Here is a 25,173-nt window from a genome sequence, read left to right as displayed (position 1 = left end):
TTCATAAACACTGATTTGAATTATTACCATTATTAAATATTTTAAGATCATGGGGTTGATTTATTGAAGTTTTAGCGCCAATGGCGGGAATAACAGACGGAACTTTTTGCAAAAAAATGAGCAAATACGGGTTTGATATGGTGACCATTGGGGGCTATAACGTAGATAAGGAAACTATAAATGCTGGTCAAAGTATTATTCGACGGGGCAGGCCGGAATTTGATATAAAAGAGGAAAATATCATTTCTACAATAAAAAGAGAATCGACTATTATTAAAGATGAATGGGAAGGGAAAGTTTCAGTAAATCTGCGTTCAACATCCCCAGATCAGGTCATTGAAATATCAAAAATTAATGAAATTGATGTGGTTGAAATAAATGCCCATTGTAGGCAGCCGGAAATAACAGATATAGGCTGTGGACAGGCTCTTTTACATGACATTGAAAAATTACATGATTTTACAAGAAATGTGGTTAAAAGAGCTCAAAGCAAAGTATCTGTTAAGATAAGAGCAAATATAGAAAATGTGGACGATATTGAAATTTCAAAGGTTATTGAAGAAGCTGGAGCAGATTATTTGCATGTAGATGCCATGAAGCCAGGATTTAACCATGCAGATCTTAATATTATCAAAAAGATTAAAGAAAACACGGAAATATTTTTAATAGGCAACAATTCTATCCGTGATCTTAAATCGGCGCAGGATATGATTTATGCAGGCGCAGATGGGATATCATTAGCCCGGGCTGCAATGAATGGTCGTCTTTCATTTGACCTATCCTTGGTGTAAATTATTTATAAAAATTTTTAATATAAAGGTCACGAACATATATAATTATAATATATTTATTTCAAAATAATTCCAAGGGTGATTTAATGTCTTTTATAGAATTAGAAAATGTCACTAAAACATTTAATGACGTAGCTGTTTTAAAAAATTTGAATATAACCATAAATGAAGGCAGTGTACTTGGTATTTTAGGTAGAAGCGGCGCTGGGAAATCCGTACTAATAAATATGCTCCGTGGAATGAAGGAATACAAGCCAGATAATGGTAAAGTAATTTATAATATTGCAATATGTCCAGAATGTGTTTTAGTTGACGCCCCATCAAAAGTAGGACAGAAATGTGCATGTGGGGGGGAATTCGAAGCAAAACGTGTTGATCTCTGGAATACAGATAGAAAAACATTTGCTGCAATTAGAAGAAGGATTTCTATCATGCTTCAACGGACATTTGCCCTCTATGAAGATGACAGCGTAATTGACAACGTTTTAAAGTCAATTGACCATCATGATGAAGAAGAAAGTATGTATATGGCTATAGATCTTCTTGAAATGACCCAGATGACCCATAGGATAACTCACATTGCAAGAGATTTGAGTGGTGGGGAAAAGCAAAGGGTGGTTCTAGCAAGACAAATAGCAAAAGAACCTATGATTTTTTTAGCAGATGAACCTACGGGTACTCTTGATCCTAAAACTGCAGAGCTTATACATCAGGCACTGCTAGAAGGTGTAAAAGAAAAAGGCACAACAATGATCATTACTTCTCACTGGCCAGAAGTTATGAGAAAACTTTCAGATTATGTAATTTGGTTAGAAAAAGGCGAAGTTATTGATGAAGGAGATCCAGAATCTGTTGTAAAAAGATTCTTAGATCAGGTACCTCTTCCTGAAAAAAGAAATGATTATCAGACAGGAGGGCCAATGATCAAGATGAACAATGTCAAAAAGCATTATTACTCCATAGAACGGGGTGTAGTGAAAGCTGTGGATGGCATAGACCTTTTAGTTGATGAAGGAGAGATTTTTGGTATTGTTGGTTTAAGTGGAGCTGGTAAAACAACTCTTTCAAGAATTCTTTATGGATTAACAGAACCAAGTACTGGTGATATAGTTGTAAAACTTGGGGATGATTGGGTGGATATGACAGAATCCGGTCCGTTTGGAAGAGGAAGAATTAAGCCTTATTTAGGCATTCTTCATCAAGAATACAGTCTTTATCCTCATAGAACTGTTCTGGGAAATTTAACTGAGGCAATAAGTTTAGAATTGCCTGCAGAATTTGCAAAAATGAAAGCAATATACGTACTTAGAGCGGTTGGTTTTGATGAAGAATATGCTGAAAGTCTTTTAACTAAATATCCTGATGAACTAAGTGGTGGAGAACGTCATAGAGTAGCTTTAGCTCAGGTTCTAATTAAAGAGCCAAATATAGTAATTCTTGATGAACCTACAGGAACAATGGACCCAATAACAAGAGTCCAGGTCACAGATTCCATAAGAAAGGCGAGAGACGAATTAAACCAGACTTTCCTTATAATATCACATGACATGGATTTTGTACTTGATGTTTGTGATAGGGCAGCCCTTATGAGAGGGGGGAAAATCTTAAAAGAAGGAGATCCAGAGTCTATAGTAGAAGATCTCACACCTACAGAGAAAAAAAAGATGCTTACTGAAGAATAAGACTCATCTTCAGTCATTTACAGTTATTTAAGTAATTCGGAGTTGAGAAAAATCGAAGCATAAAAAAAATCTTTGATTTTTGTTGCCTTCGAACATTTCATGTTTGGGGCAGAGAAAATCAGTTTCTCGTGCGTCAAAATTCTCTGAATTTTGACAGATTTTTTCGAAACCCAAATCGAACTGACAAAAACGAAGTTTTTGTCGGTTCAAAATTTTCAATTTTGAAAAATTTGGAGGTCTTCAAAACCAAAGGTTTTGGGACCACAAAAAATCAAAGATTTTTTGGAGGAATAAAATGGTATGGGAAGATTCACCATCACATGTATGCAGGGGAGGAGATAAAAGAGCCTTAACCTTTTGCTGTCCGCCAGTAAAACCCTGCCCAATTATTTACGCACTTGAAGAGGTAAATCTCAGTTCTCAAGAGTATATAGCTAAAAAAGAAGAGTTTGGAAAGAAAACAAGATTAGGTGAAGGGGAGGGAACATGTTTTGGTTCCCTGGTATGGTGCTGTAAGCCATCTAAACCATGCCCGTTGAGGGATATGGTCATGAGAAAAATAGGCATGAGTGTTGAAGAATATATGGAGCTTAAAAAGCAGTTATCTGAAGAACTGGTTGGATCAGCTCCTGCTGCTAATGAAGAGAGCGTAAAAGCGCTTGCAGATACATTTGATGTTCCAGAAGAAGAAGCAAAAGATGTTCTCCAGGAATGCGGTAATGATATAAGAATGGCCGCGAAAATTTTGAGGATGAAAGATCTGGAATCAAGCTAAATTTCATAAATCAATATAAAAGCTATTATTAGCTTTATTTTTATATTTTAAAATCATTATATTTTTAATAACAAGTATTTCAATAATTTATAAACAATGGAGCTTTAAAATGGGCTGGACACTTCTAATCCTGCAAATGAATAATAAGAATGTTTTAATTGTGGGTGCAGGGGAAGTTGGAGATAGAAGGGCCAGAAGATTTGCAGAAGCCGGAGCAAATGTTGTAATAATTGGAAGAAATATTTCAAAAGATCTTATTGAGCTTGGAGTAATTTCTAAGCCTCAAGAGGAAGTTAAAAAATGGGTAGATTGGTCAGATATTGTGATAGTGGCTACAAATAACCAGGAATTGAATGATCATGTTGCTGAGCTTGCTAAAGATAAACTTCTGAATCGGGCAGATTTTCCTGATAATGGTAATCTGATTGTTCCATCGTCATTTTCTATAGGGGATGTCCAAATATCCATTTTTACAGGTGGAAAGAGCCCTCTTATGGCAAAAGAGTTACGGAAAAGGATACAAAAGATAATAACTCTTGAAGATATCATGCAGCTGGAAATTCAGGATTTTACGAGGAATATTTTAAAAGAAAAAATTGAAGATCAAAAAAAACGTAGAACTTATCTATATGAAGTTCTAAATGATGAAATCATAGGGGAATATATAAAAGCGGGAAACATTGAGGATGCCAAAAAGCATGTCAGACAAAAATTAGATCTTTAGATTTTTCGCTGTAAATTCCTGGTTTTTGGAGTCTCTATATAATATTTGAGGGGATAATGTGATTCTAAATATCAGAATCGATCATACTACGGCCGATATCAGCAAAATAGAAAAGTCCACTCATGAAATGGACAAATTATTTGAAGATATTTCTAATAATCACCATATTCAGGAATATCTGGAGATAAAGACATGTAATCGGTCTGAATTATATCTAATTTTGAATGATTGTAATCTTGATGATTTTAATATTGAGAATTTTATAGTAGAAACTGACGACGATGCACTTAGACATCTTTTAAGGCTTTCTTGCGGATTAGAATCCATGATAATAGGTGAAGATCAAATATTGGGGCAGATAAAGGATGCTCGGAAAAAAAGTTTATCTGAAGGATATGCTGGGGATATTTTAAAAACCGTTTTTACAAAAGCCATTCATGTTGGTCAATCTGTAAGAAAAAGGACAAATATTAATAAAGGATCTATTTCTATAGGTTCTGCTGCTGTTGAACTTGCAGAATCAGTACATGGGGATTTAAAATGCAAAAAAGTCCTTGTGATAGGTGCGGGAAAAATGGGAACTCTCGTTGCAAAAGCACTGGTTGAAAAACACCTTAAAGCAATAGTTGTAGCGAACAGAACATATGATAGGGCAACATGTCTTGCAAGAGAACTTGGAGGGTCTGCAATACATTTTGACAGGCTCGATGAAGCTATGGCTGATGCAGACGTCATAATAAGTGCTACAGGTGCGCCTCACCACATTTTAACCTATGAAAAAGTGAAGAAGTCAGTTTCCCCCCAAAAATGTAATAAGATGGTGATGGTGGATATTGCAAATCCAAGGGATATTGAGGAAAATGTTAAGGAATTAGGAATTAAATTATTTAATATAGATGATTTAAGGGGTATAGCCGATAAAAATAGGAAAATGAGAGAATCTGAAGCTAAAGAAGCTGAAAAAATCATTGAGGAAGAATTGTTACTTTTAAAAAAATCATTGAAGCATCTTGAAGTCGAATCTCTTATTTCTGATATAAGGCAAAATGCTGAGAAAATAAGGGTACAGGAAACTGAAAAGGCAGTTAGAATGCTTGGAGACATGAACGGTAAAGAGAAAATCATTGATGACCTTACAAATGTAGTTGTTGATAAAATATTCTCTGATGTTATAAGAAATATTAAAAATGCAGCGGAAAATGATGATAAAAAATTGATTGAAACTGCAGAGTGCCTTTTTGCAAGAGAAAAAAGTAAATAATGTTATTTTTTAATTAATAAAAATATACTGATTATATGAATCAAAAAATTAAGCATCATTTAAAGTTCATAGATACTGTTGATGACAAAGTTAAGCAGAGTATAGAGGCAATTATAATCGTCCTGATTATAACTGATCTGTTTTTAATTATTTTAATGACATTTATTGACATGCCTCAGTCTATACGCAATCTAATAATAGAATTTGACCTTTTTGTTTGTATTATATTATTTTTTGAGTTCATGATTAAAATACGAAATGAAAAGAGTAAATTAAAGTATATACGCAAAAATTGGGTTGATATGGTTGCTATGGTACCTGTAGATTTCCTTGCTGTAATTGCTTCTGATTATATAGGCCTTATTAGATTTATAAGGATCATGAGATTAGCAAGACTTGCAAGGGTTTTTGTACTTATTAGAAAAGGTCAAAAAAACATTCTGGATTTCCTTCGAAAAACACAAATTGTTCATGGTGCAGTCATATTTTTATTTATTTTTGCAGCAGGAACAGTATCATTCTTTTTACTTGAACATGGCTCAAATGGCAGTGTTGACAGCTTTGATGATGCTTTATGGTATGTTATAGTTACAATTACCACTGTAGGTTATGGGGATATTAGTCCAGATTCAGTTGGAGGTAGAATTACTGGAGCAATTATAATGATTGCAGGTGTATTTTTTATGAGTTTATTAACGGCTTCATTGGCTTCTATTATGATTGAAAAAGAAACTAAAGAGGAATCTGACAAAACATTGGAAGAAATGAAATCTCAAATGGAAAATATGCGCCAGGAAATGCTGACAGAAATTAATGAATTAAAAGAGATAATTAAAAAAAGCAAATGATACTTAGGATTTCTATTATTTTTTAAATTGTTAGATTTAAGTTAATGAAAAACTTTTAAAGGCAAAGTATATATAACTATTGTTATATAACAATTGTAATTATAGATATATGATATGTTAAAGGCTAAACAGACCCTTATTTGGATTTTTGTTTTTAATTTATATACTTAAAGGGGCTATTATAATAAGATCAAATTTTCAATTTTATAATGTCACAGTTACATGCGAGGTAAAATAGAGATGAATACTCTTAAAATAGGTGAAAATACCTTTGAACTTGTAGAAAGCATTATTAAAGACTTAAAAGCGTCAGAAAATCTCGGACTTCTTAAATGTATTCAGTGTGGAATGTGTACATCAGTATGTCCAGCAGCAAGACACACAGACTACGATCCAAGAGAAATAGTTAAAAGAGTACTGGATAAAGATGAAAATTTAATTACAGATGATATAATCTGGAATTGTTTTTACTGTTACACCTGTCACAGCGTATGCCCGGTAAATAACAGTCCATGTGAATTAAATCAAATTTTAAGACAAAAAGCAATTGACCATGGAAGAGGAAAACCTAAAATAGCCCCTTTTTCGGCATATGGTGATTATTTCCTTGAATTTGGACTTGGAACAATTCCTGATGACTTTTCTGAGGATCTATTGAAGGATTATGGAAAGGAATGGCTTGAATTAAAGGTTAACCTGGATAATATAAGGGAAAAACTGGGTCTTGGATCCCTGTTATTAGCAGAAAAAGATGTAAGTGACATCAACAAAATTTTGGAGAAGACAGGGTTTACTAAAAGACTAGAAAGGGTAAGGCGATGTAAAAATGAAGAAAATACCAGATAAAAAGATTTTACTCTTCAAAAGCTGTCTTGTAAATGTTGAGTATCCGGGTGTAGAATCCTCAACAAAGTTTCTATTTGATAAACTGGGAATTGAATATAGTATAAGCGAAAGACAATCATGCTGTACTGGTTTAGGGCATTATGCCGATCTTTTTGACCAATTTTCAACCACTGCACTATCAGCAAGAAATTTTGGAATTGCAAGAGAAGAAGGACATGAAAATATTGCTACATTGTGCGCTACCTGTTATGCAATACTAAAAAAATCAGCAAATATCCTCAATAAAAAGGATCATATTAGAAATAGCGTAAACAAAATATTTGAAGATTCAGGGCTTTCTGATTTAAAATATAATTTGGAAAATATAGATTCAAGGGATAATATATTCCATACAACTGAAATTCTTTATAAAAAGGTAGATGAAATTCAGGATCTTGTGGAAGTAGATTTATCTAGCTTTAAAGTGGCTGCACATCATGCATGTCACTACTGTAAAGTTCATCAAAAAGATACAATTGGAAATGAAAGAGATCCAATGGTTTTAGAAACTCTTGCTAAAGCATGTGGCGTGGAAACCGTAGACTGGTATGATCGTAAAACCAGTACGTGTGGTAACGGTTTCAGGCAGCGTTATATGAATAAAGAGTTATCATTTTCTATAACTGCCGAAAAACTTTTAAGTTTAAAGGAGAATGAGGTTGATATTCTTCTTCTAATGTGTCCTAACTGCCAGCTGCAGTTTGACAGAAATCAAAAAGTAATTGGAAAATCATTAGGTGTAGAATTTAATATTATATGCCTTAATATTTCTCAATTTTTGGCTCTTGCACTTGGAGCTGACCCTTACACTGTTGTAGGAGTTCAAACACATACAGTTCCTGTAGAACGAATTTTAAAGGAAATAAAGCAGATTAATCCATGTTTATGAGGTATAAAATTGAATAACGGTCATTTTTCAAGATACGCTCCAAAAAGCAGCATTGATATAGGAGTTTTTCTATGTAAATGTGGGGGAAACATTTCTGACACTGTAGATATTGGGAGGCTTAAATCCTCAATAGATGCTAAAGTGGTGAAAGAATTTGAAAATCTTTGCTCTATAAAGTGTCAGAAGAATATAAGGGACATTATACTTGAGGAAGAATTAGATAGGGTGGTAATTGCAGCATGTTCACCAATTACCCACGAAAAAACCTTTAGAAATCATGTTGCCCCCTTAAATCCATATCTGCTTGAGATGGCAAATATAAGGGAACAGTGTTCATGGGTGCATTCAGACGTGGATAAGGCAACAGAAAAGGCAATATCCCTTACAAATGCGGCCATTGAAAGGGTCCAGTATGCCAGACCTCTGGATGCAATAGTTAGAAAAACAAAAAAAAGCGCAGCTGTAATTGGTGGAGGAATATCTGGAATAACTGCAGCGCTTTCACTGGCAAAACAGGGTATTAAAGTCCACATAATTGAAGAAAAGCCAACTGTTGGGGGAAACATGATAAAAATCGGTAAGGTTTTTTCCCCAGAAAAGCTTGCAGAAGAATGTGCATTATGTCTTTTTAATCCGCTGATAAATGAAGCCGTCCAGCATAAAAATATCACTATAATCACTAATGCAGAGCTTAAATCCTCCCAAAGAAAAGCTGGAAACTTCAGTTTGCTTGTTGAAAGAAAACCAAGTTTTGTTGATGAAGATAAATGTATAGCATGCGGTAACTGTGCTGAAGTTTGTCCTGTCGATGTTCCTAATGAATGGAATGAAAAATTGATGTTAAGAAAGGCGATTTATAAGCCATTTCCTCAATCAGTTCCAGATGTTTATACGATTGATGAAAAACATTGTATTAAATGTGGAAAATGTCAGAAAGTCTGTACAATGAGAGCTATTAATCTTAAAATGAAAGGTGAAATCATACCTCTTAATGTAGGATCAGTAGTTATAGCAACAGGACATAAAGGATTTGACCTTAAAAAACGTCCAGAATATGGATATGAAAGGTATGAAGATGTTATAACTCAAATGGAGCTTGCAAGGATAATGGGCGTTAATGGGCCTACTAATGGTAAACTGCTCAAACCATCAGATGGTAAAATTCCAAGAAGAGTGGTAATGGTTCAATGTGCTGGTTCCAGGGATGAAAAACCTGAAGGAAAAAGATATTGTTCAAAAGTCTGCTGCATGGTTGCGTTAAAGCATGCAAACTTTATCCGGCGCTATTATCCTGATACTGAAATAATCATCTGTTATACAGACATGAGAACCCCTGGAATGTACGAAAATTACTTCAGACATGTACAATCTAAGGAAATTAAACTGATAAGAGGGCGTCCTGGAGATATAGCAAAGATCGGTGATAATCTAGTTGTAAGAGTTGAAGACACTCTTCGCGGTGAACAAGTAGAGATTGAAACTGATATGGTTGTTTTATCAGAGGCAATGGAACCATCGGAAGGAACATTAAAAGTTGCAGAGAAATTAAATGTGGGTCTTACTGAAGATTTGTTCGTAAAAGAGAAACATCCAAAGATAAAACCGGTAACCACTGATGTTGAAGGAATTTATGTTTGTGGAACTGCACAGGGCCCAAAAGATATTACAGATAGTGTGTCTCAGGCAAATGCAGCTGCATCTAAAGTTTCGGAGATAATGAATGGCGGATTAGAGATAGAACCTACAATCGCCGTAGTTGATCATTATAAATGTGAAATGTGCGGCGAATGCGTGAAAGCATGTAAATATAAGGCTATTTATATGCATGATGAACGTATATCCGTTGATCCTATTGCCTGCACTGGTTGTGGAATATGTATTTCAAAATGTAAGAATGAAGCAGTTGAAGTAATGGGCCAAACAGATAGTCAAATATTTGCAATGATTTCAGGCATGCTAAAGGACAAAAAAGATGGTGAAAGAAGAATTCTTGCTTTTGTAGATTATATTGGTTATGTGGCCGCCGATAATATTGGAATAAATAGAATATCCTATCCAGAATCAGTTAGAATCATTAGAATACCATCGATAAATCGTTTAATGCCAAAACATATTTTGTATGCATTTGAAAATGGTGCAGATGGTATATTTTTAGGTGAATATCCTGATGATATAATGTATCCTGCTATACAAGAAAAAGTGGGAGAAATCAGGTCTGAAATTCTAAAAAATAGTATAGATCCGGATAGATTAATGTATTATAAGGTTTATGCCCCATACTTTAGGGGATTGGCATCTAAACTTGTAGAATTCGACAAGCAGGTAAGTAAGGCTCTTGATAAACTTGAACCTGTTTTATATAAGGCTTCTTCTAAGGACATTTAGTCTTTAAAATCAAAAAAATACTTTTTAAAATATTTATTTTTTATTTAAAATTTTATAAAGATAGAAATAAGTTGATTTTCTCTGATAATAGTAGAAATGCAAGTTTAGAGTTTGTTGGAGATATTAATGAATTTTTAAATGGGTTTTAAATATATTTTCTGGTAAAATCTTCACTTTTAAATACTCGGATTAACAATTGAATAGTAATAATAAATTAGTTATAAGTAATATATTTAAGAATTTAAAATAATTTCTTAAAGGGAAAACCATGAAGCATTTGAAACTTTTATCAGGATTAATAATAATATTTCTATTTTTTGGAGGATATGGACATACATTGGCCACAGAAGGGGATATTGAACCTTTTGGAAGATTATCATTTGTTAAGTTTCAGGATCCTGATATGTATCCGGGACATCTGCATTCCAGACTTTTAGCCCAATATGCGGAAGAAAGAGGGTCTAAATGTATATTAGTGCTTCATTATGCGGGAAGTTCGAAATACAGCCATTATATGGAAGGAAATGTAACAATAATACAACTGGGCTTTATTGATAAAAAAGGCTCGGATGTACCTATAGATTGGAGAGAAGTTATAAATGCGTTTATATTTGGACTTCCAGATGATAAAATGAGATTTAGGGCTGACGGAATTGAGTTTGATACTCTCGATGAAGCTTTAAATTATGTTTATGGCATTGCAAAGGAAAATGGGCAAAATAACTCTATTCCAATGGTTTATCATGGAACAGTACGTTCTGGAAGTCCCCTAGTGAATCAGGGATGCGGTTTTCCTCTTTATTATTATATAACATGGAAAAAATATGGTAGAATAGCAGCATATTATTACTTTATGCAAGGGGCTTTATTCCCTTTTTTTAATCTTCCAACATGGAAATATGAATTAAAACATGCATCGGAACTCCAGCGTTTATATAATAGAGGTGAGCTTAGTACTAGGGATTAATGCCCAATAAATAAATATGTTATTGATCAGGAGATATTATTGTAATAAGGGAATTCTTAAAATGTCATATAAAATAGCAATAGCCAGTAGTGATGGAAAATTCGTAAATCAGCATTTTGGCAGGGCACAGCAATTTTTGATAGTTGAACTTAAAGATGATGGGAGCTACGAATATTTGGAAACTCGACAGAACAAGCCAGCATGTGCCATTGATAGTCATGATTCTTTACTGGAAGATGCTGTAAATCTCATTTCAGATTGTGATGGGGTTCTGGTGAGCGATATAGGTCGGGGGGCTGCGGATATGCTTATTTCTCACGGAATTCAGCCTGTAATTATACCAATGTTAATAGAAGACGCCTTAAAGAAGGTATATGAATTAATTCAAAAAGAAAAAGAATATATTTTCTAATTTTAATTTAATATAACGATCGTTAATTTTATATACCAAATTAAATTAAAGAAACATAACTATAGTTATATCTTTGAGCATTCTCAGAAAATTTGTCTTATAACAATGTTATATAACTATAGTTATATACAATAAAAACAATATTAAAAATACATATAGTATTACAAGGTGAAATAGATGGTTAAAATACCAGAATTAAAAAGAGGAATAGCAAACGATGCTACAGAACTTATAGGAAATACTCCTCTGGTAAGGTTGAATAGAATTACAGAAGGTGCACAGGCAGAAGTTCTGGCAAAATTAGAATCATTCAACCCTTTAAGCAGTGTAAAGGATAGAATTGGAGTGGCGATGATTGAACAAGGCGAAAAGGAAGGATTTATAAATAAAGAAACAGTTTTAGTGGAGCCAACAAGCGGAAATACAGGTATAGCTCTTGCTTTTGTCGCAGCGGCTAAAGATTACAGATTAGTTCTCACCATGCCTGACACGATGTCCATGGAACGAAGAAAATTGCTCGCGCTTTTAGGTGCAGAAATTGTCTTAACTCCTGGTGCAAATGGAATGAAAGGTGCAGTTGCAAAGGCCGAAGAGCTTGTGGAAAAATTACCAAATGCAGTAATGCCTCAGCAATTTAAAAACAAGGCAAACCCCAAAATACATAGACAAACAACTGCAAATGAGATATGGAGAGATACAGACGGTAAAGTAGATATTTTGGTTGCAGGTATTGGTACCGGAGGGACTTTAACTGGTGTTGCACAGGTTCTGAAGGAAAAAAATCCTGATTTTAAGGCAATAGCTGTAGAACCAGAAGCATCACCCGTACTGTCTGGAGGACAGCCAGGATCCCATAAAATACAGGGAATAGGTGCAGGATTTATACCTGATGTACTGGAAATAGATTTAATAGATGAAATTATCAAGGTAAAAGATGAAAATGCAGCAGATACAATGGTTAGACTGGCAAGGGAAGAAGGAATTCTTGCAGGTATCTCATCAGGCGCTGCAGTTTATGCAGCCCTTGAAGTGGCGAAAAGAGAAGAAAATAAGGTTAAAAGAATTGTTGTTATTCTTCCAGATACAGGCGAGCGCTACCTAAGTATGGAATGGGTATTTGAAAAGGCATTCAACGAATATGCAACCGAAGAGTTTACAAATTAATTAAAAAATAGTAAATTGGGGCGAGCAAATGTTTGATCGAGTTAGAGAAGACATACAAATGGTAATGCTAAGAGATCCAGCAGCAAGAAGTAAATTAGAAATATTTCTAACATATCCTGGACTTCATGCTATCTGGCTTTATAGAATAGCGCACTGCTTATGGATTCGTAATCATGGGCTTTCAGCAGGATTAATTTCGGCTCTAGCTCGCTTCTTTACAGGAATAGAAATACATCCCGGTGCAAAAATTGGGAGAAGAGTTTTCATTGATCATGGAATGGGAGTAGTTATTGGAGAAACTGCAGAAATTGGAAACGATGTTTTAATTTATCAGGGTGTCGTTTTGGGTGGAACAAGCTTAGAAAAGAAAAAAAGGCACCCTACTATTGGTAATGGTATTGTAATTGGTGCAGGAGCTAAAATAATAGGAAATATTACAATAGGGGACTGTTCAAAAATAGGTGCAGGCTCAGTAGTCTTAAAATCAGCGCCAATGGGGTCTACAGTTGTTGGAATACCTGGAAGAAACGTGAAAGAGGAACGTAAATGCGCTATAGATTTAGATCATGGGGAGTTACCGGATCCTGTTGCAGAAATTATTAAAATTATTTTAGAGCGCCAGGATGAAATGGAAAGAAAGATTCAAGCTTTAGGAGTATCAACATCAGTAATTGAAATGAATGAACTATTTGAAAAAAAATCAGAAATCGAAGAGATATTTTCAGAAGGATCAGGCATTTAATTGATATTAATTTTAGAGGTTTAAAAGTGTTAAATTGTTAATTAAGTTTATTTAAAGATTTTTTTAATGAAATAAATTATATATAATTGATTTAATCAATGGATATTTGAGCAAAATAATATAAAGTTATATAACATAAGTTATATTACAAATTCATAAATTTCAGTAAATTTTTACAATTAAATATTATGAATCATCAAGTGTGATAGAATGAGACCACCATGTGAAATAGTTGTATGGTATGTAATCCCAACCATCAGATCAGAATTAGCAAAAGAACTTCTTAATTTAGGTATGAAACAAAAAGAAATCTCAAAGTTACTAGATATCACTCAACCAGCAGTATCACAGTATATAAGCGATAAGAGGGGTCATGGAATTAAATTTGATGCTCATACGCAAAGTATGATCCGGTTGCTTGCAAGAGATTTAATTGAGCAGGACTTAGGTCAAGGAGATATTATTCGAAAAGTATGCGACATATGTAAAAATATAAAAGCAGAAGAAATCATCTGTCAATTGCATAAAGAAAAAGATAATGTTCCTACAGGCTGCAATGCATGCATGGGTTCTAAAAGAAATGAAGAATTTATGGATTATTGCATTTAATTTTTATTTATCTTCTAAGTTGATGCCAAAGTCCCTTAATCGACTCCGTATTTCGTCTGCAAGCTCATAATTCTTATCTGCACGGAGTTTTTCCCTTACATCAATTAAAGTGTCCAGTAATTGGCTATTTGAGTCTCCTTTGCAGGATTCAACTGAAAAAATAAGTCCCAAGATATCTCCAAATTCATTAAATAGTAATTTTATTTCTTTAAGTATATTTTTGGAGATATTTTCTTCATTTATTCCTTTATTTATCTCTCTAATTAAATTAAAGAGAACCGAAATCGCAATAGGGGTGTTAAAATCATTATCCATTGCATCTAAAAATTCATTTTTTGTTTTTTCTAATAATTTAAGGTAATTTTTATCATTTTCATTTTTTTCAGTTAGGTCCATATCTAAAAGTTCATCTATGGTTTCTATCAATTTATAGATTCTTTTAATACTATTTTCTGATTGATGTAGGGCATTATCGCTAAAATCAATTGGACTTCTGTAATGAGTGGAAAGAACAAAAAATCTGAAGACCTGAGGGTCATATTCTTTAAGCAGTTCTTCGATTGTGATAAAATTTCCAAGAGATTTGGACATTTTCTCTCCGCTAACATTCAGGAAGCCTGTATGCATCCAGTATTTAACCATTGGCTTTTTACCAGTTGCAGATTCCATCTGTGCAATTTCTGCCTCGTGATGAGGGAATATGAGATCTAATCCTCCACCATGGATATCAAATTGCCCTCCAAAATAGGTTTCAGATATTGCAGTATCTTCGATATGCCATCCTGGCCTTCCAGGGCCCCATGGTGAGTCCCATGAGGGTTCATCATCCCTCTTTTTCCAGAGGGCAAAATCACCAGGATTTCTTTTTGTAGGATCTGGATTAACTCTGTGAACATTTAACTCTTCAATATTTCTGTTTGAAAGTTTTCCAAAGTCTTTAAACAGTGATTCATCAAAATATACTCCTGTAGGGGTTTCATAAGCAAAACCTTTATTCATGAGTGTCTGAATTTGATTAATAATTTCATTGAGGTGTTCCATGGCTCTTGCATAAAAATTAACGTTAGTCACATTCAATAATTCCATATCATGGAAATAGTGTTCCTCAAACTCTTTAGCAAGTTTTAATGGTTCGACTCCAAGTTCCCTTGCTCTTTTAATTATTTTGTCATCGATATCTGTAATATTTTGCAAATAAAAAACGCTGTATCCTTTATATTTGAGATATCTTGCAATGACATCAAAAGCAATATAAGTTCTCCCATGCCCTATATGTGATTTATCATAGACTGTTGGCCCACATACAAACATTTTAATCCTGTTTTCGTTTAAAGGTTTGAATTCTTCTTTTTTACGGGTCATGGTGTTGTATATTTTCATAGGGCCTCAAACTCATAATTTGTTCAAAATATCTTTAATTGCTATGTTAATTAGATTAAAAAAGTATATTATTTCATTAAACTTATTTATAAGGTTTTAAGTTCAATAATTTTAAGTATTAATACTTCAAATTTGGTTTAAGGCCGAGATTGGGATTTGAACCCAAGTATCGTGGTCTGCAGCCACGCACCTAGCCGCTCGGTCATCTCGGCAAAAGATTTTAATGCGTTAGTTATTAAATTAACAATTGTTATATATATAGTTTACTTACTATGACTATTTTGTAATTTGTCTTAGATTAGTATTACACATCCAATGGAATATTTCATGGTTTTAGATGTAATGGTACCTAATTGGTAAACTATAAATAATATGGGAGTAGTTAAATAATATAACAATTGTTATATAAATATCTAATATTTTTGGAGGGATTTAATGACAGAAAAGAAAAAAGAATATGGATTAAGTACATTAGGATTGCATGTAGGGCAGGAAGAACCTGATCCTGCAACAGGAGCAAGGGCAGTTCCTATCTATCAGACATCATCATATGTTTTTGAAGATTCGGACCACGCAGCAAATCTCTTTGCATTAAAAGAATTTGGTAACATTTACACCCGTATAATGAACCCCACAACTGACGTTTTTGAAAAGAGAATTGCAGCAATTGAAAGTGGAAATGGAGCTTTAGCAGTGGCTTCTGGCCAAGCTGCAAATACTTATGCATTATTAAATCTTAGTTCACCTGGTGATGAAATAGTTTCAGCAAATAACCTTTATGGTGGAACTTATCAACTTTTCAACTATACTTTCCCAGAATTAGGTAGAAAAGTGAATTTTGTAGAGTCTACTGATCTCGATGCAATTGAAAATTCAATTACAGATAAAACAAAAGCTATTTTTGCTGAATCAATAGGAAACCCAAAATTAGATGTACCGGATTACAAAGCAATTGCAGAAATTGCACACGATAACGGAATAGCATTTGTAGTGGATAATACAACCGGTGTAGGGCTTGTAAAACCCATCAAATATGGGGCGGACATTACAACTCTGTCTGCAACAAAATTCATAGGGGGACACGGCACATCCATTGGTGGAGTAATTGTTGATTCTGGAAACTTTGATTGGGATAACGGTAAATTTCCAACTTTAGACCAGCCAGATCCAAGTTATCATGGACTCAATTTCTGGGAAACATTTGGTGATTTTCCAGGACTTGGAAATGTGGCTTACATAATGAGGGCGAGAGTAAGACTTCTTAGGGATATTGGGGCTGCTTTAAGTCCTTTTAACGCGTTCCAATTTTTACAGGGTCTTGAAACATTAGATTTAAGGGTTAAAAAACACTCTGAAAATGCATTTGAAGTTGCAAAATTCCTTAAAGACCATCCTTCAGTAAATTGGGTAACATATCCTGGATTAAAAGATGATCCTGCCCATGGATTGGCATCTAAATATTTAAAAGGAGGATATGGGGCTTTAGTAGGATTTGGAATTAAAGGTGGCCTTGAATCTGGTAAAAAATTCATTGAAAACACTGAACTTCTCTCACATCTTGCAAATATTGGAGATGCAAAGAGTCTAGTTATTCATCCGGCTTCAACAACTCATCAGCAACTTACACTTGAGGAACAAGCACAAACTGGAGTTACAGAAGACTTTGTAAGACTTTCCATCGGTCTTGAAAACGTTGAAGATATTATAGCAGACATAGATCAGGCATTATCCAAAATATAATTAAAATTTTTCCTGATTTGTCCAAAGAATATTAAGAACCTTGGACAAACCAAATTAATATGGGATTTAAAAAAATGAAAAAGGAATCAGTTGGACTTGTAGATACAAAATACTATAACCTTTCCGATGATTTAAAACTGGTAGGTGGGGGCAGACTTAAAGAAGTTACAATAGCCTATGAAACTTACGGTAAATTAAATAAGGAAAAAAGTAATGCAATTTTAGTCTGTCATGCACTTTCTGGTGATGCTCATGTTGCTGGATGGCATGAAGGAGACAAAAAACCTGGCTGGTGGGACATTATAGTAGGGCCAGGAAAATGTCTGGATACAGAAAAATATTTTATAATCTGTTCTAATGTTATTGGAGGATGTAAAGGTTCAACTGGTCCTTATTCTATTAATCCTGAAACTGGTAAGCCCTATGGATTAGATTTTCCAATAATTACAATTTCTGATATGGTAAATGCCCAGAAAAAGTTAATAGATCATCTTGGCATTAATCAACTTTTTGCAGTTGTTGGTGGTTCAATGGGCGGAATGCAGGTTCTTCAATGGTGCGTGTCTTATCCAGATATGGTTAGATTGGCAATTCCGATAGCTACTACAGCACATTCTGCTCCACAGCAAATTGCTTTTAATGAAGTTGGCAGGCAGGCAATTATATCTGATCCAAAATGGAATGAGGGATCTTATTACTCTGGGGACATTCCTAAGGATGGTTTAAGCCTTGCTAGGATGATAGGACACATCACATATCTTAGTTATGAGTCAATGTATCAAAAATTTGGGAGAAGACTTCAGGATAAAGAAAAATATGGATTTGATTTTTCACTTGATTTTCAGGTGGAAAGTTACCTTCATTACCAGGGAGAATCTTTTGTTAAAAGATTCGATGCTAATTCTTACCTTTATATAACGAAAGCCATGGATTATTTTGACCTTACAAAGAATGGATCTCTTGCTGAAGGATTTAAAGATGTAAAGGCGAAATTCCTGGTAATTTCTGTTAATTCTGATTGGCTTTACCCACCAGCACAATCAAAAGAGATTGTAATGGCATTAACTGCAAATAATATAGAAGTACGCTATCATGAGCTTAAATCACCCTATGGCCATGATGCTTTCCTTCTGGAAGAAGGTCAGTTAAATTATATCATAAGCGGATTTCTCTCAGATATTCTTGTTGAAGATGTAATGACAGGTGAAGTGACTAAAATCAGTGAAGAAGCAAGTATTGATGAAGCAGCTAAAATGATGCTTGAAAATAAAGTCACACATTTGCCTGTAGTTGCTGATGGTGATAAATTAATAGGTATAGTAACTGCATGGGATATTTCCAAGGCGGTTGCCTTAAAATGCAGTAAATTAGATGAAATAATGACAAAAGAAGTTCTAGTGTCTAATCCTGATGATATAATAGAGATAGCAGCAGAGAAAATGAACAAATACAATATTTCATCCCTTCCTGTTGTAGATGACAACCAAAGAGTTATTGGAATTATAACAACTGACCATATAAGCACTCTAATAACACGAGATTAATGGAAAAAACTTATCATAATTAATGTTCATATATTAATTTGCTGTGGAAAAATAGTTTATGAGGTTTAGAAAAACCAAGATTTTTGAAACAAAAATAGGAAAAATTGAGGTGAATCAATGATTTATATGGATCATTCGGCTACATCACCAGTTGATAGGGAAGTATTTGATGCCATGAAGCCTTATTTTGTCGATGAATTCGGAAATGCTTCAACTTTATACTCGCTGGGAAGAGAAGCAAGTAAAGCTATGGAAAATGCCAGGGCACAGGTTGCATCACTCATTGGAGCAAAAGCTGAAGAAATTATTTTTACAAGTGGCGGAACAGAGTCAGATAATATAGCCATTAAAGGTACAGCTTACAGATTAAAAGATAAAGGAAATCACATAATTACAAGTGCTATAGAACATCCTGCAGTTGATGAAACGTGTAAATATCTGGAAAAAAATGGTTTTGATGTCACGTATCTCCCTGTTTATGAAGAAGGAATTGTTAGAGTATCTGATTTAGAAAATGCAATAACTGATAAAACCATTCTTATTACAATAATGCACGCTAACAATGAAATTGGGACAATCCAGCCAATTGCAGAAATTGGTAAAATAGCAAGGAAAAAGAAGATTTATTTCCATACAGACGCTGTTCAAACAGTTGGTAAAATCCCTGTAAATGTCGAAGAACTTAATGTTGACATGCTTTCACTCTCAGCGCATAAAGTTTACGGCCCAAAGGGTATTGGAGCTTTATATATTAAAAAAGGAGTTAGATTGGAGCCAATAATCCATGGCGGGGGACATGAAAGAGGTATAAGGCCAGGAACAGAAAATGTCTCAGGGATTGTTGGGCTTGGCAAAGCATGTGAACTTGCTCAAAATAATCTTCTGGATAATGCGAAATATATAACAAATTTAAGGGACAAATTAATAGATGGAGTACTGAATTCAGTGGAACAATCATATTTAAATGGACATAGAACAAAAAGACTTCCAAATAATGTAAATTTCAGATTTACCGGTATTGAAGGGGAATCATTAGTATTGCACCTTGATTCCAAAGGAATAGCAGCTTCAACAGGTTCTGCATGCTCATCAAAGAAATTAGAACCATCACATGTCTTAACTGCACTTGGCTTGGAACATGTTGATGCACATGGATCGCTACGTTTAACTCTTGGAAAAGAAAACACAGAAGAAGACGTGGATCATGCAATAGAATCCATTAAAGAAGTAGTTGGAACACTTAGAAAACTTTCTCCTCTCTGGTGTGCAATACCCGGAGCAGAAAGAAATGAATAAAATAATTTAGCTATAATTAGAGGTTGAGTATATGTATAGCGATAAAGTAATGGAACATTTTCAAAACCCAAGAAATGTTGGCGAAATAGAGGATGCAGACGGCATTGGAACAGTAGGGAACCCGGTTTGTGGAGATTTAATGACAATTTACATTAAAGTAAAAGACGATGTGATTGAAGACATTAAATTTAAAACATTCGGCTGCGGCGCTGCCATTGCAACAAGCAGCATGGTTACAGAAATGGCAATGGGAAAAACTCTTGAGGAAGCCATGAAAATAACAAGAAATGATGTAGCAGAAAACCTTGAAGGTCTTCCCCCAGTTAAAATGCACTGTTCAAACCTTGCAGCTGATGCATTACATGCTGCTATTGATAATTACAGGGAAAAGAAAGGAGAAAAACCAAAAGAACATATTGTATGTTCCTCCTGTGAAGAGGAATAAAAATTTATTTTTTAATATTGAATAGTATATTTTGAAAAAAAATTTCAATATTTTTTTCTATTTTTAACGAAATAAAGGCTTTTAATAATGAGTGTTGTAAATTCGGAGTGGATTAGAAGCTTGTCACTTTCTAAAAATTGGAAATTAGAATAAGGTGTTTAAACCAAATTCTATTTAAGACAAAGTTTTTTTAACTCATTTAAATTCTTTGCAGCACTATCAAGTCTGATGTGGATTTAAAGAAATTTCTTCAAAAATTATGATTCAACCATAACTATTTGATTTTAATATATTTTTCAGGATGTTCTTCAAAGAGTTTTTTACTGCAAACTGAGCAGAAATAGTATATTTTGCCTTTGTATCCAGTTAAAAATCTTGCTTTGCGTGCATGTACTTCTTTTCTGAAAACTGGATCTAATAACATTTACACCACCATCATTTAAGTAATGTAGAGCTAAAATTTTATCTTGATTTGCTGTCCAACTCATCATTTAAAAGTAATAGGCATGAATAATAATGATCTAATTGAACTGAATGTTATTGATCTAAATGTAATGGTCTTAAGGCTTTTAAGGTATTTTAAGGATTTTGATGAGTCTGCTTTGCAAAATAAATTCATGACTCTTATTTTTATCTTCCGGTAATCACCCCTCAATAACTTAACTATTGTTAATTTATAACTATTGTTATGATTTTGGGAGAATAAATAAATTTTGGTAGTTATCTGGATTCAGCTAATTAGTCAAAGGTAAAAAATTAAATTTAAAAAATATTCATTTTGAAATAAGAAAAAGCTGCTTTTATATTAATTCTATTTTATCTCCTGTTTTTACTTTTCCACCTTTTATTACTCTTGTAAAAATTCCTTCTTTTGGCATTATACAATCTCCAGCTTGATGATAAATTGTACAACGAGCATGGCATTCTTTACCAATCTGAGTTACTTCAAGGATAGTATTTTCACCAACAAGCATTTTGCTACCAACAGGTAAATTCACAAGGTCAATTCCTTCGGTGGTAAGATTTTCTGCAAAGTCCCCAGGGTTCACATTTAAGCCAAGATCCCTCATCTTATTGATACTTTCGATAGCAAGTAAGCTAATTTGGCGATGTGTGTCACTGTTACTATGGGCATCACCAATAATGCCGTAATATTCTTTAAGAAATGCATATCCCACATTTATTTTTTTGGTTTGTTTTTTTTACTTGCACAAACAGCAATGATTTTAGCTACCATAAAAATCGTCTTAAATGTTATATTATAAAAATAAAAAAATTATTAATTATTTGCTCGCAATTATTGCTTCACCAGCTTTTATGTCCCCATTACTTTGCAATTTCTCATAAATTAATTCAGCAACTTTTTCGCCGGATAAGAGCATGCCTCCAAATGTAGGGCCCATTCTTGGCTGACCAAAGGTGGTAGCAACTGACATTCCAGCAACAAAAAGCCCTGGGAATACTTCTTTTGTGTGTTCAACAATAGCATCTTCAGATTTTTCGACCCACATTCCGCCAAATCCTTTGATATCTACAAGTCCACGTTCTTCTAGTGATTTTACAACAACTGCATCGTGTCCAGTTGCGTCTATAACTATTTTTGATTCGATTGCAACAGGATCAACACAAGTTATGGCTCTTGGAAGGGCTGATACTGGTGTCCAGTTCATAACAATACCACTGACACGATCATCACGTAAAACAACGTCATCGAACTTGGTCATGTTAATTACTTTAGCACCGACGTCCATTGCACCTGCTATAAGCTTAGAACAAGCATGAGGCCCATTTGCAACAAATAATCCTTCTGTAACCTCTTCATAAGGCACTCTAATTTCATCAAGTATCTTTTGTCCTGGAGCTCTTACTGTAAGTTTATTCATTAAGTAACCGCCTATCCAGAAACCGCCACCAAGATAATTGTTGCTTTCTATTATAAGTGTTTTAACGCCTTTTTCTGCGAGTTTTTTTGCAGCTACGAGTCCACTTGGACCTGCTCCAACTATAATTACATCACTTTCAATGTATTCTATGAATTCATTGGCAAAGCCTTCGACAATGGCCTTTGTTACTTCTTTTTCAGATATTTTTGAAAACTTTTCCATTTTAATCCCCAGTTCATTTCTTAACAATAGTTATATAACGATTGTTACTTATAAAGATTATGTCTTTAATCTCAAAAATTAGAAAATGCTTCTTTTGGTACTTTTATGAATTCTTTAATATCCAAAGATTTATATAACTATTGTTATATAACAATTGTAATATATTTATAAAATTATGAAGTGAAATTATATGACTTTTGACATTGCAGTAATTGGAACTGGCGCCGGCGGGGCAACCATAGCAAAGGAACTTTCGCAAAAAGGGTTCAAAGTCCTGATTTTAGAGAAAGGAAAGCGTCAAAAAACAGGCACATCTTTAACTTATCTCAAAAATATTCAAATTAATTTAAAAGTTAATTTAACTAAGGAGAATAAGGAAAAATACGATTTCCTCAGATTTCCTGCAGAATTAATGTATATGGAATGTGTAGGGGGTACAACTCCCGTTTCTCTTGCAAATGCATGCTATGCGTGTAGTACTTGTTATTCAAACTCTGCAACAAAACAATTCAACATTCATGATATTGATCTTTTTAAAGAATTAATTGAAGCAAGTACAGATCTAAAAGTTAGCCCCTTCCCTCGGGATTTAATGGGGCCTGCAACACGAAAAATAGTAAAAGCTGGAGAAAGTCTTGGTTATTTTATGGAGCCTATGCCTAAATTCATAGATTTTTCTAAATGTAATAACTGTGGATTATGCATTGAAGGATGTAAACTCGATGCAAAATGGGATGCAACTCATTTTATAAATGAATCTCAGGATAATGGAACAACACTCATTTCTGATTTTAGAGTTACAAAAATTCTCCATAAAAATAATAAAGTTACAGGAATAGAAGGCTTATTTGGAGATAAAACAAAATCATTTGAAGTGAAAACTGTTATACTTGCTGCAGGGGCATTAAATACTCCGCAAATACTAAAGAATTCTGGAATTAAAGAAAATGTAGGTGAAGGGTTATTTTGCGATCTTTTTATAACAGTTGGAGGTTTTTTGAAAGATGCAAACCTTAACAAGGAAATTCCAATGGGCGTTAAATCTGAATTTGGCCCATATTTTATATCACCTCATTTTTCTAATAAACTTGTATCTCTTTTAGAAGATAAAGGATTTAATGCAAATCCTGAAGATATAATGGGCCTAATGGTAAAAATAGCTGATGAATCCAATGGAAAGATCATCACTGATAAATCTATTGAAAAACCACTTACTGAAAGAGATATTGAATTATTAAAAAGGGGATACGAAAAAAGCGTTAAATTACTCATTGAAGTTGGCGTAGATCCTTCATCTATTGTTTCAACATCAATAAGGGGAGCACATCCTGGTGGAACTGCTGCAATTGGTAGAGTAGTCGATAATAACCTTGAAACTCAAATAAAAGGATTGTACGTAGCTGATGCAAGCATAATTCCACAAGCTCCGGGTAGACCTCCAATTTTAACTATAATCGCACTCGCAAAAAAACTTGCTAAAAATATTTCAAAGGACTTTGGTGATAAATATGGAAAGTAGATATGCAAGACAAGAAATCTTACAAAATATAGGTGATTATGGCCAGAAAAAACTGGCTAAAAGCCATGTTATCATTATTGGATGTGGAGCACTGGGAACAGTTGCTGCAAATAATCTTACACGTGCTGGAATTGGAAAAATATCAATATTAGATAGAGATTTTGTTGAACTAAATAACCTTCAAAGACAGCTATTATTCGACGAAAAAGATGTAGGAGAACCAAAAGCGATAGCTGCAACCCGAAAACTTGAATCTATTAATTCTGAAATAGAAATCATCCCTCTTGTTAAAGATTTAAATCATACAAATGTTGAAGAAATAATAAAAGATGCTGATCTTGTTTTAGACGGAACAGATAACATCCAAACAAGAATGCTCATAAATGATGTATGTGTGAGGGAAAAAATTCCATGGATATACACTGGTGCAATTGGAACATCAGGAATGACCATGAACATTTTACCTGGCGCTGCATGTATTAGGTGCCTTTATCCAAGCATTCCCAAACCGGGTGCACTGCCAACATGTGATACGATGGGTGTATTAAATACCATAACAGTGATTATGGGGTCAATGGCAAGTACTCAGGCTATAAAAATACTTCTTGGAGAAGCAAAGCCTGAAAATGAGCATGATAGCAGTCTTATAGTTTATGATACATGGAGCAATTCATTTGATAATATAATTGTCAGAAAGAATGAAAAATGTGAATGTTGTAGTAATGGAAATTTTGACTTTTTAAATTCTGAAGATAGGGAAGTTATAACATCTCTTTGCGGTAAAAATGCTATCCAGATAACTCCTGCAAATGCAAAAGAAATAAACTTAAGAGAGCTTGCATCTAAACTGGAACATTTAGGTAGTGTTAAGTGTGCAGATTTTATTTTACTTTTTAAGATGGAAAAAAATGAAATATCTGTATTTAGGGATGGAAGGGCAATAATTAAAGGAACCAATGATAAAAATGTTGCAAAATCAATTTATGCGAGGTATATTGGAACATAAATTT

At 33.9% G+C, this 25,173-nt stretch carries 24 protein-coding genes and 1 tRNA gene; 20 read left to right on the top strand and 5 right to left on the bottom strand.

What is annotated here, in order from left to right:
* The first annotated feature begins 80 nt into the window (after positions 1–80).
* The 14 genes from QMD61_03620 to QMD61_03555 all read left to right on the top strand — a co-directional run bounded on the left by QMD61_03620 (position 81) and on the right by QMD61_03555 (position 14,134).
* The gene (locus QMD61_03620; protein MDI6723716.1) at positions 81–791 is read left to right on the top strand and encodes a tRNA-dihydrouridine synthase; all 711 of its coding nucleotides are present in this window, start codon (positions 81–83) and stop codon (positions 789–791) included.
* Between the two features lie 86 nt (positions 792–877).
* Positions 878–2,473, top strand: a complete 1,596-nt coding sequence (atwA, locus tag QMD61_03615) for a methyl coenzyme M reductase system, component A2 (protein MDI6723715.1) — start codon at positions 878–880, stop codon at positions 2,471–2,473.
* A 295-nt stretch (positions 2,474–2,768) separates the two neighbouring features.
* A complete protein-coding gene (locus QMD61_03610; protein MDI6723714.1) occupies positions 2,769–3,248 on the top strand; it encodes a methanogenesis marker 9 domain-containing protein in 480 nt (159 codons plus the stop codon).
* A gap of 109 nt (positions 3,249–3,357) precedes the next feature.
* Entirely contained in the window at positions 3,358–3,972 is a 615-nt protein-coding gene (locus tag QMD61_03605; GenBank protein ID MDI6723713.1) for a bifunctional precorrin-2 dehydrogenase/sirohydrochlorin ferrochelatase, read from the top strand.
* A gap of 58 nt (positions 3,973–4,030) precedes the next feature.
* Positions 4,031–5,233, top strand: a complete 1,203-nt coding sequence (hemA, locus tag QMD61_03600; GenBank protein MDI6723712.1) for a glutamyl-tRNA reductase — start codon at positions 4,031–4,033, stop codon at positions 5,231–5,233.
* Positions 5,234–5,268: 35 nt separating this feature from the next.
* Entirely contained in the window at positions 5,269–6,081 is an 813-nt protein-coding gene (locus QMD61_03595) for an ion transporter (GenBank protein MDI6723711.1), read from the top strand.
* Between the two features lie 240 nt (positions 6,082–6,321).
* Entirely contained in the window at positions 6,322–6,927 is a 606-nt protein-coding gene (locus tag QMD61_03590) for a 4Fe-4S dicluster domain-containing protein (protein ID MDI6723710.1), read from the top strand.
* Complete coding sequence (locus tag QMD61_03585) at positions 6,908–7,855, top strand: CoB--CoM heterodisulfide reductase iron-sulfur subunit B family protein (protein MDI6723709.1); 948 nt, start codon at positions 6,908–6,910, stop codon at positions 7,853–7,855. The genes QMD61_03590 and QMD61_03585 overlap by 20 nt, the downstream gene beginning before the upstream one ends.
* Before the next feature lie 9 nt (positions 7,856–7,864).
* Positions 7,865–10,240: an FAD-dependent oxidoreductase gene (locus tag QMD61_03580; GenBank protein MDI6723708.1), complete on the top strand. Its 2,376-nt coding sequence runs from the start codon at positions 7,865–7,867 to the stop codon at positions 10,238–10,240.
* A gap of 268 nt (positions 10,241–10,508) precedes the next feature.
* A complete protein-coding gene (locus tag QMD61_03575) occupies positions 10,509–11,207 on the top strand; it encodes a hypothetical protein (GenBank protein MDI6723707.1) in 699 nt (232 codons plus the stop codon).
* Positions 11,208–11,268: 61 nt separating this feature from the next.
* Positions 11,269–11,619: a NifB/NifX family molybdenum-iron cluster-binding protein gene (locus QMD61_03570; protein ID MDI6723706.1), complete on the top strand. Its 351-nt coding sequence runs from the start codon at positions 11,269–11,271 to the stop codon at positions 11,617–11,619.
* 177 nt (positions 11,620–11,796) lie between these two features.
* Positions 11,797–12,783: a cysteine synthase A gene (gene cysK / locus QMD61_03565; GenBank protein MDI6723705.1), complete on the top strand. Its 987-nt coding sequence runs from the start codon at positions 11,797–11,799 to the stop codon at positions 12,781–12,783.
* Between the two features lie 28 nt (positions 12,784–12,811).
* A complete protein-coding gene (gene cysE / locus QMD61_03560) occupies positions 12,812–13,525 on the top strand; it encodes a serine O-acetyltransferase (protein MDI6723704.1) in 714 nt (237 codons plus the stop codon).
* A 210-nt stretch (positions 13,526–13,735) separates the two neighbouring features.
* The gene (locus QMD61_03555) at positions 13,736–14,134 is read left to right on the top strand and encodes a helix-turn-helix domain-containing protein (protein ID MDI6723703.1); all 399 of its coding nucleotides are present in this window, start codon (positions 13,736–13,738) and stop codon (positions 14,132–14,134) included.
* A gap of 3 nt (positions 14,135–14,137) precedes the next feature.
* Here the strand turns inward: QMD61_03555 and cysS are convergent, their stop codons facing one another.
* On the bottom strand, positions 14,138–15,514 hold the full coding sequence (gene cysS / locus QMD61_03550) for a cysteine--tRNA ligase (GenBank protein MDI6723702.1): 1,377 nt from the start codon (positions 15,512–15,514) through the stop codon (positions 14,138–14,140).
* A 141-nt stretch (positions 15,515–15,655) separates the two neighbouring features.
* Positions 15,656–15,726 (bottom strand) — tRNA-Cys (locus tag QMD61_03545).
* A gap of 223 nt (positions 15,727–15,949) precedes the next feature.
* On the opposite strand from QMD61_03545, the gene QMD61_03540 reads away from it, so the two are divergent.
* The 4 genes from QMD61_03540 (at position 15,950) to nifU (ending at position 20,539) form a co-directional block, all read left to right on the top strand.
* A complete protein-coding gene (locus QMD61_03540) occupies positions 15,950–17,254 on the top strand; it encodes an O-acetylhomoserine aminocarboxypropyltransferase/cysteine synthase (protein ID MDI6723701.1) in 1,305 nt (434 codons plus the stop codon).
* Between the two features lie 74 nt (positions 17,255–17,328).
* Complete coding sequence (locus tag QMD61_03535) at positions 17,329–18,798, top strand: homoserine O-acetyltransferase (protein MDI6723700.1); 1,470 nt, start codon at positions 17,329–17,331, stop codon at positions 18,796–18,798.
* A gap of 120 nt (positions 18,799–18,918) precedes the next feature.
* Positions 18,919–20,094 (top strand): cysteine desulfurase NifS, encoded by a 1,176-nt coding sequence (gene nifS / locus QMD61_03530; protein MDI6723699.1) that lies wholly within the window; start codon positions 18,919–18,921, stop codon positions 20,092–20,094.
* 31 nt (positions 20,095–20,125) lie between these two features.
* On the top strand, positions 20,126–20,539 hold the full coding sequence (nifU, locus tag QMD61_03525) for a Fe-S cluster assembly scaffold protein NifU (protein ID MDI6723698.1): 414 nt from the start codon (positions 20,126–20,128) through the stop codon (positions 20,537–20,539).
* A gap of 274 nt (positions 20,540–20,813) precedes the next feature.
* On the opposite strand, the gene QMD61_03520 is transcribed toward nifU, so the two are convergent.
* From QMD61_03520 to QMD61_03510, 3 genes are all read right to left on the bottom strand, one after another.
* Positions 20,814–20,963: a YHS domain-containing protein gene (locus QMD61_03520; protein MDI6723697.1), complete on the bottom strand. Its 150-nt coding sequence runs from the start codon at positions 20,961–20,963 to the stop codon at positions 20,814–20,816.
* A gap of 376 nt (positions 20,964–21,339) precedes the next feature.
* Complete coding sequence (locus QMD61_03515; GenBank protein ID MDI6723696.1) at positions 21,340–21,717, bottom strand: MOSC domain-containing protein; 378 nt, start codon at positions 21,715–21,717, stop codon at positions 21,340–21,342.
* 105 nt (positions 21,718–21,822) lie between these two features.
* The gene (locus QMD61_03510; protein ID MDI6723695.1) at positions 21,823–22,644 is read right to left on the bottom strand and encodes a sulfide-dependent adenosine diphosphate thiazole synthase; all 822 of its coding nucleotides are present in this window, start codon (positions 22,642–22,644) and stop codon (positions 21,823–21,825) included.
* A 190-nt stretch (positions 22,645–22,834) separates the two neighbouring features.
* Between QMD61_03510 and QMD61_03505 the strand changes: the two genes are divergently transcribed.
* Together QMD61_03505 and QMD61_03500 are read left to right on the top strand one after the other, a co-directional pair.
* Positions 22,835–24,163 (top strand): GMC family oxidoreductase N-terminal domain-containing protein, encoded by a 1,329-nt coding sequence (locus QMD61_03505; protein MDI6723694.1) that lies wholly within the window; start codon positions 22,835–22,837, stop codon positions 24,161–24,163.
* Positions 24,153–25,169 (top strand): ThiF family adenylyltransferase, encoded by a 1,017-nt coding sequence (locus tag QMD61_03500; protein MDI6723693.1) that lies wholly within the window; start codon positions 24,153–24,155, stop codon positions 25,167–25,169. Before QMD61_03505 ends, QMD61_03500 begins: the two co-directional genes overlap by 11 nt.
* Positions 25,170–25,173: the final 4 nt, after the last annotated feature.

This window comes from Methanobacterium sp. (assembly GCA_030017655.1).
Taxonomy (GTDB): Archaea; Methanobacteriota; Methanobacteria; order Methanobacteriales; family Methanobacteriaceae; genus Methanobacterium_D.
The sequence above is the reverse complement of the archived record's forward strand: the minus strand, read 5'-3'. Positions and strand labels throughout refer to the sequence as shown.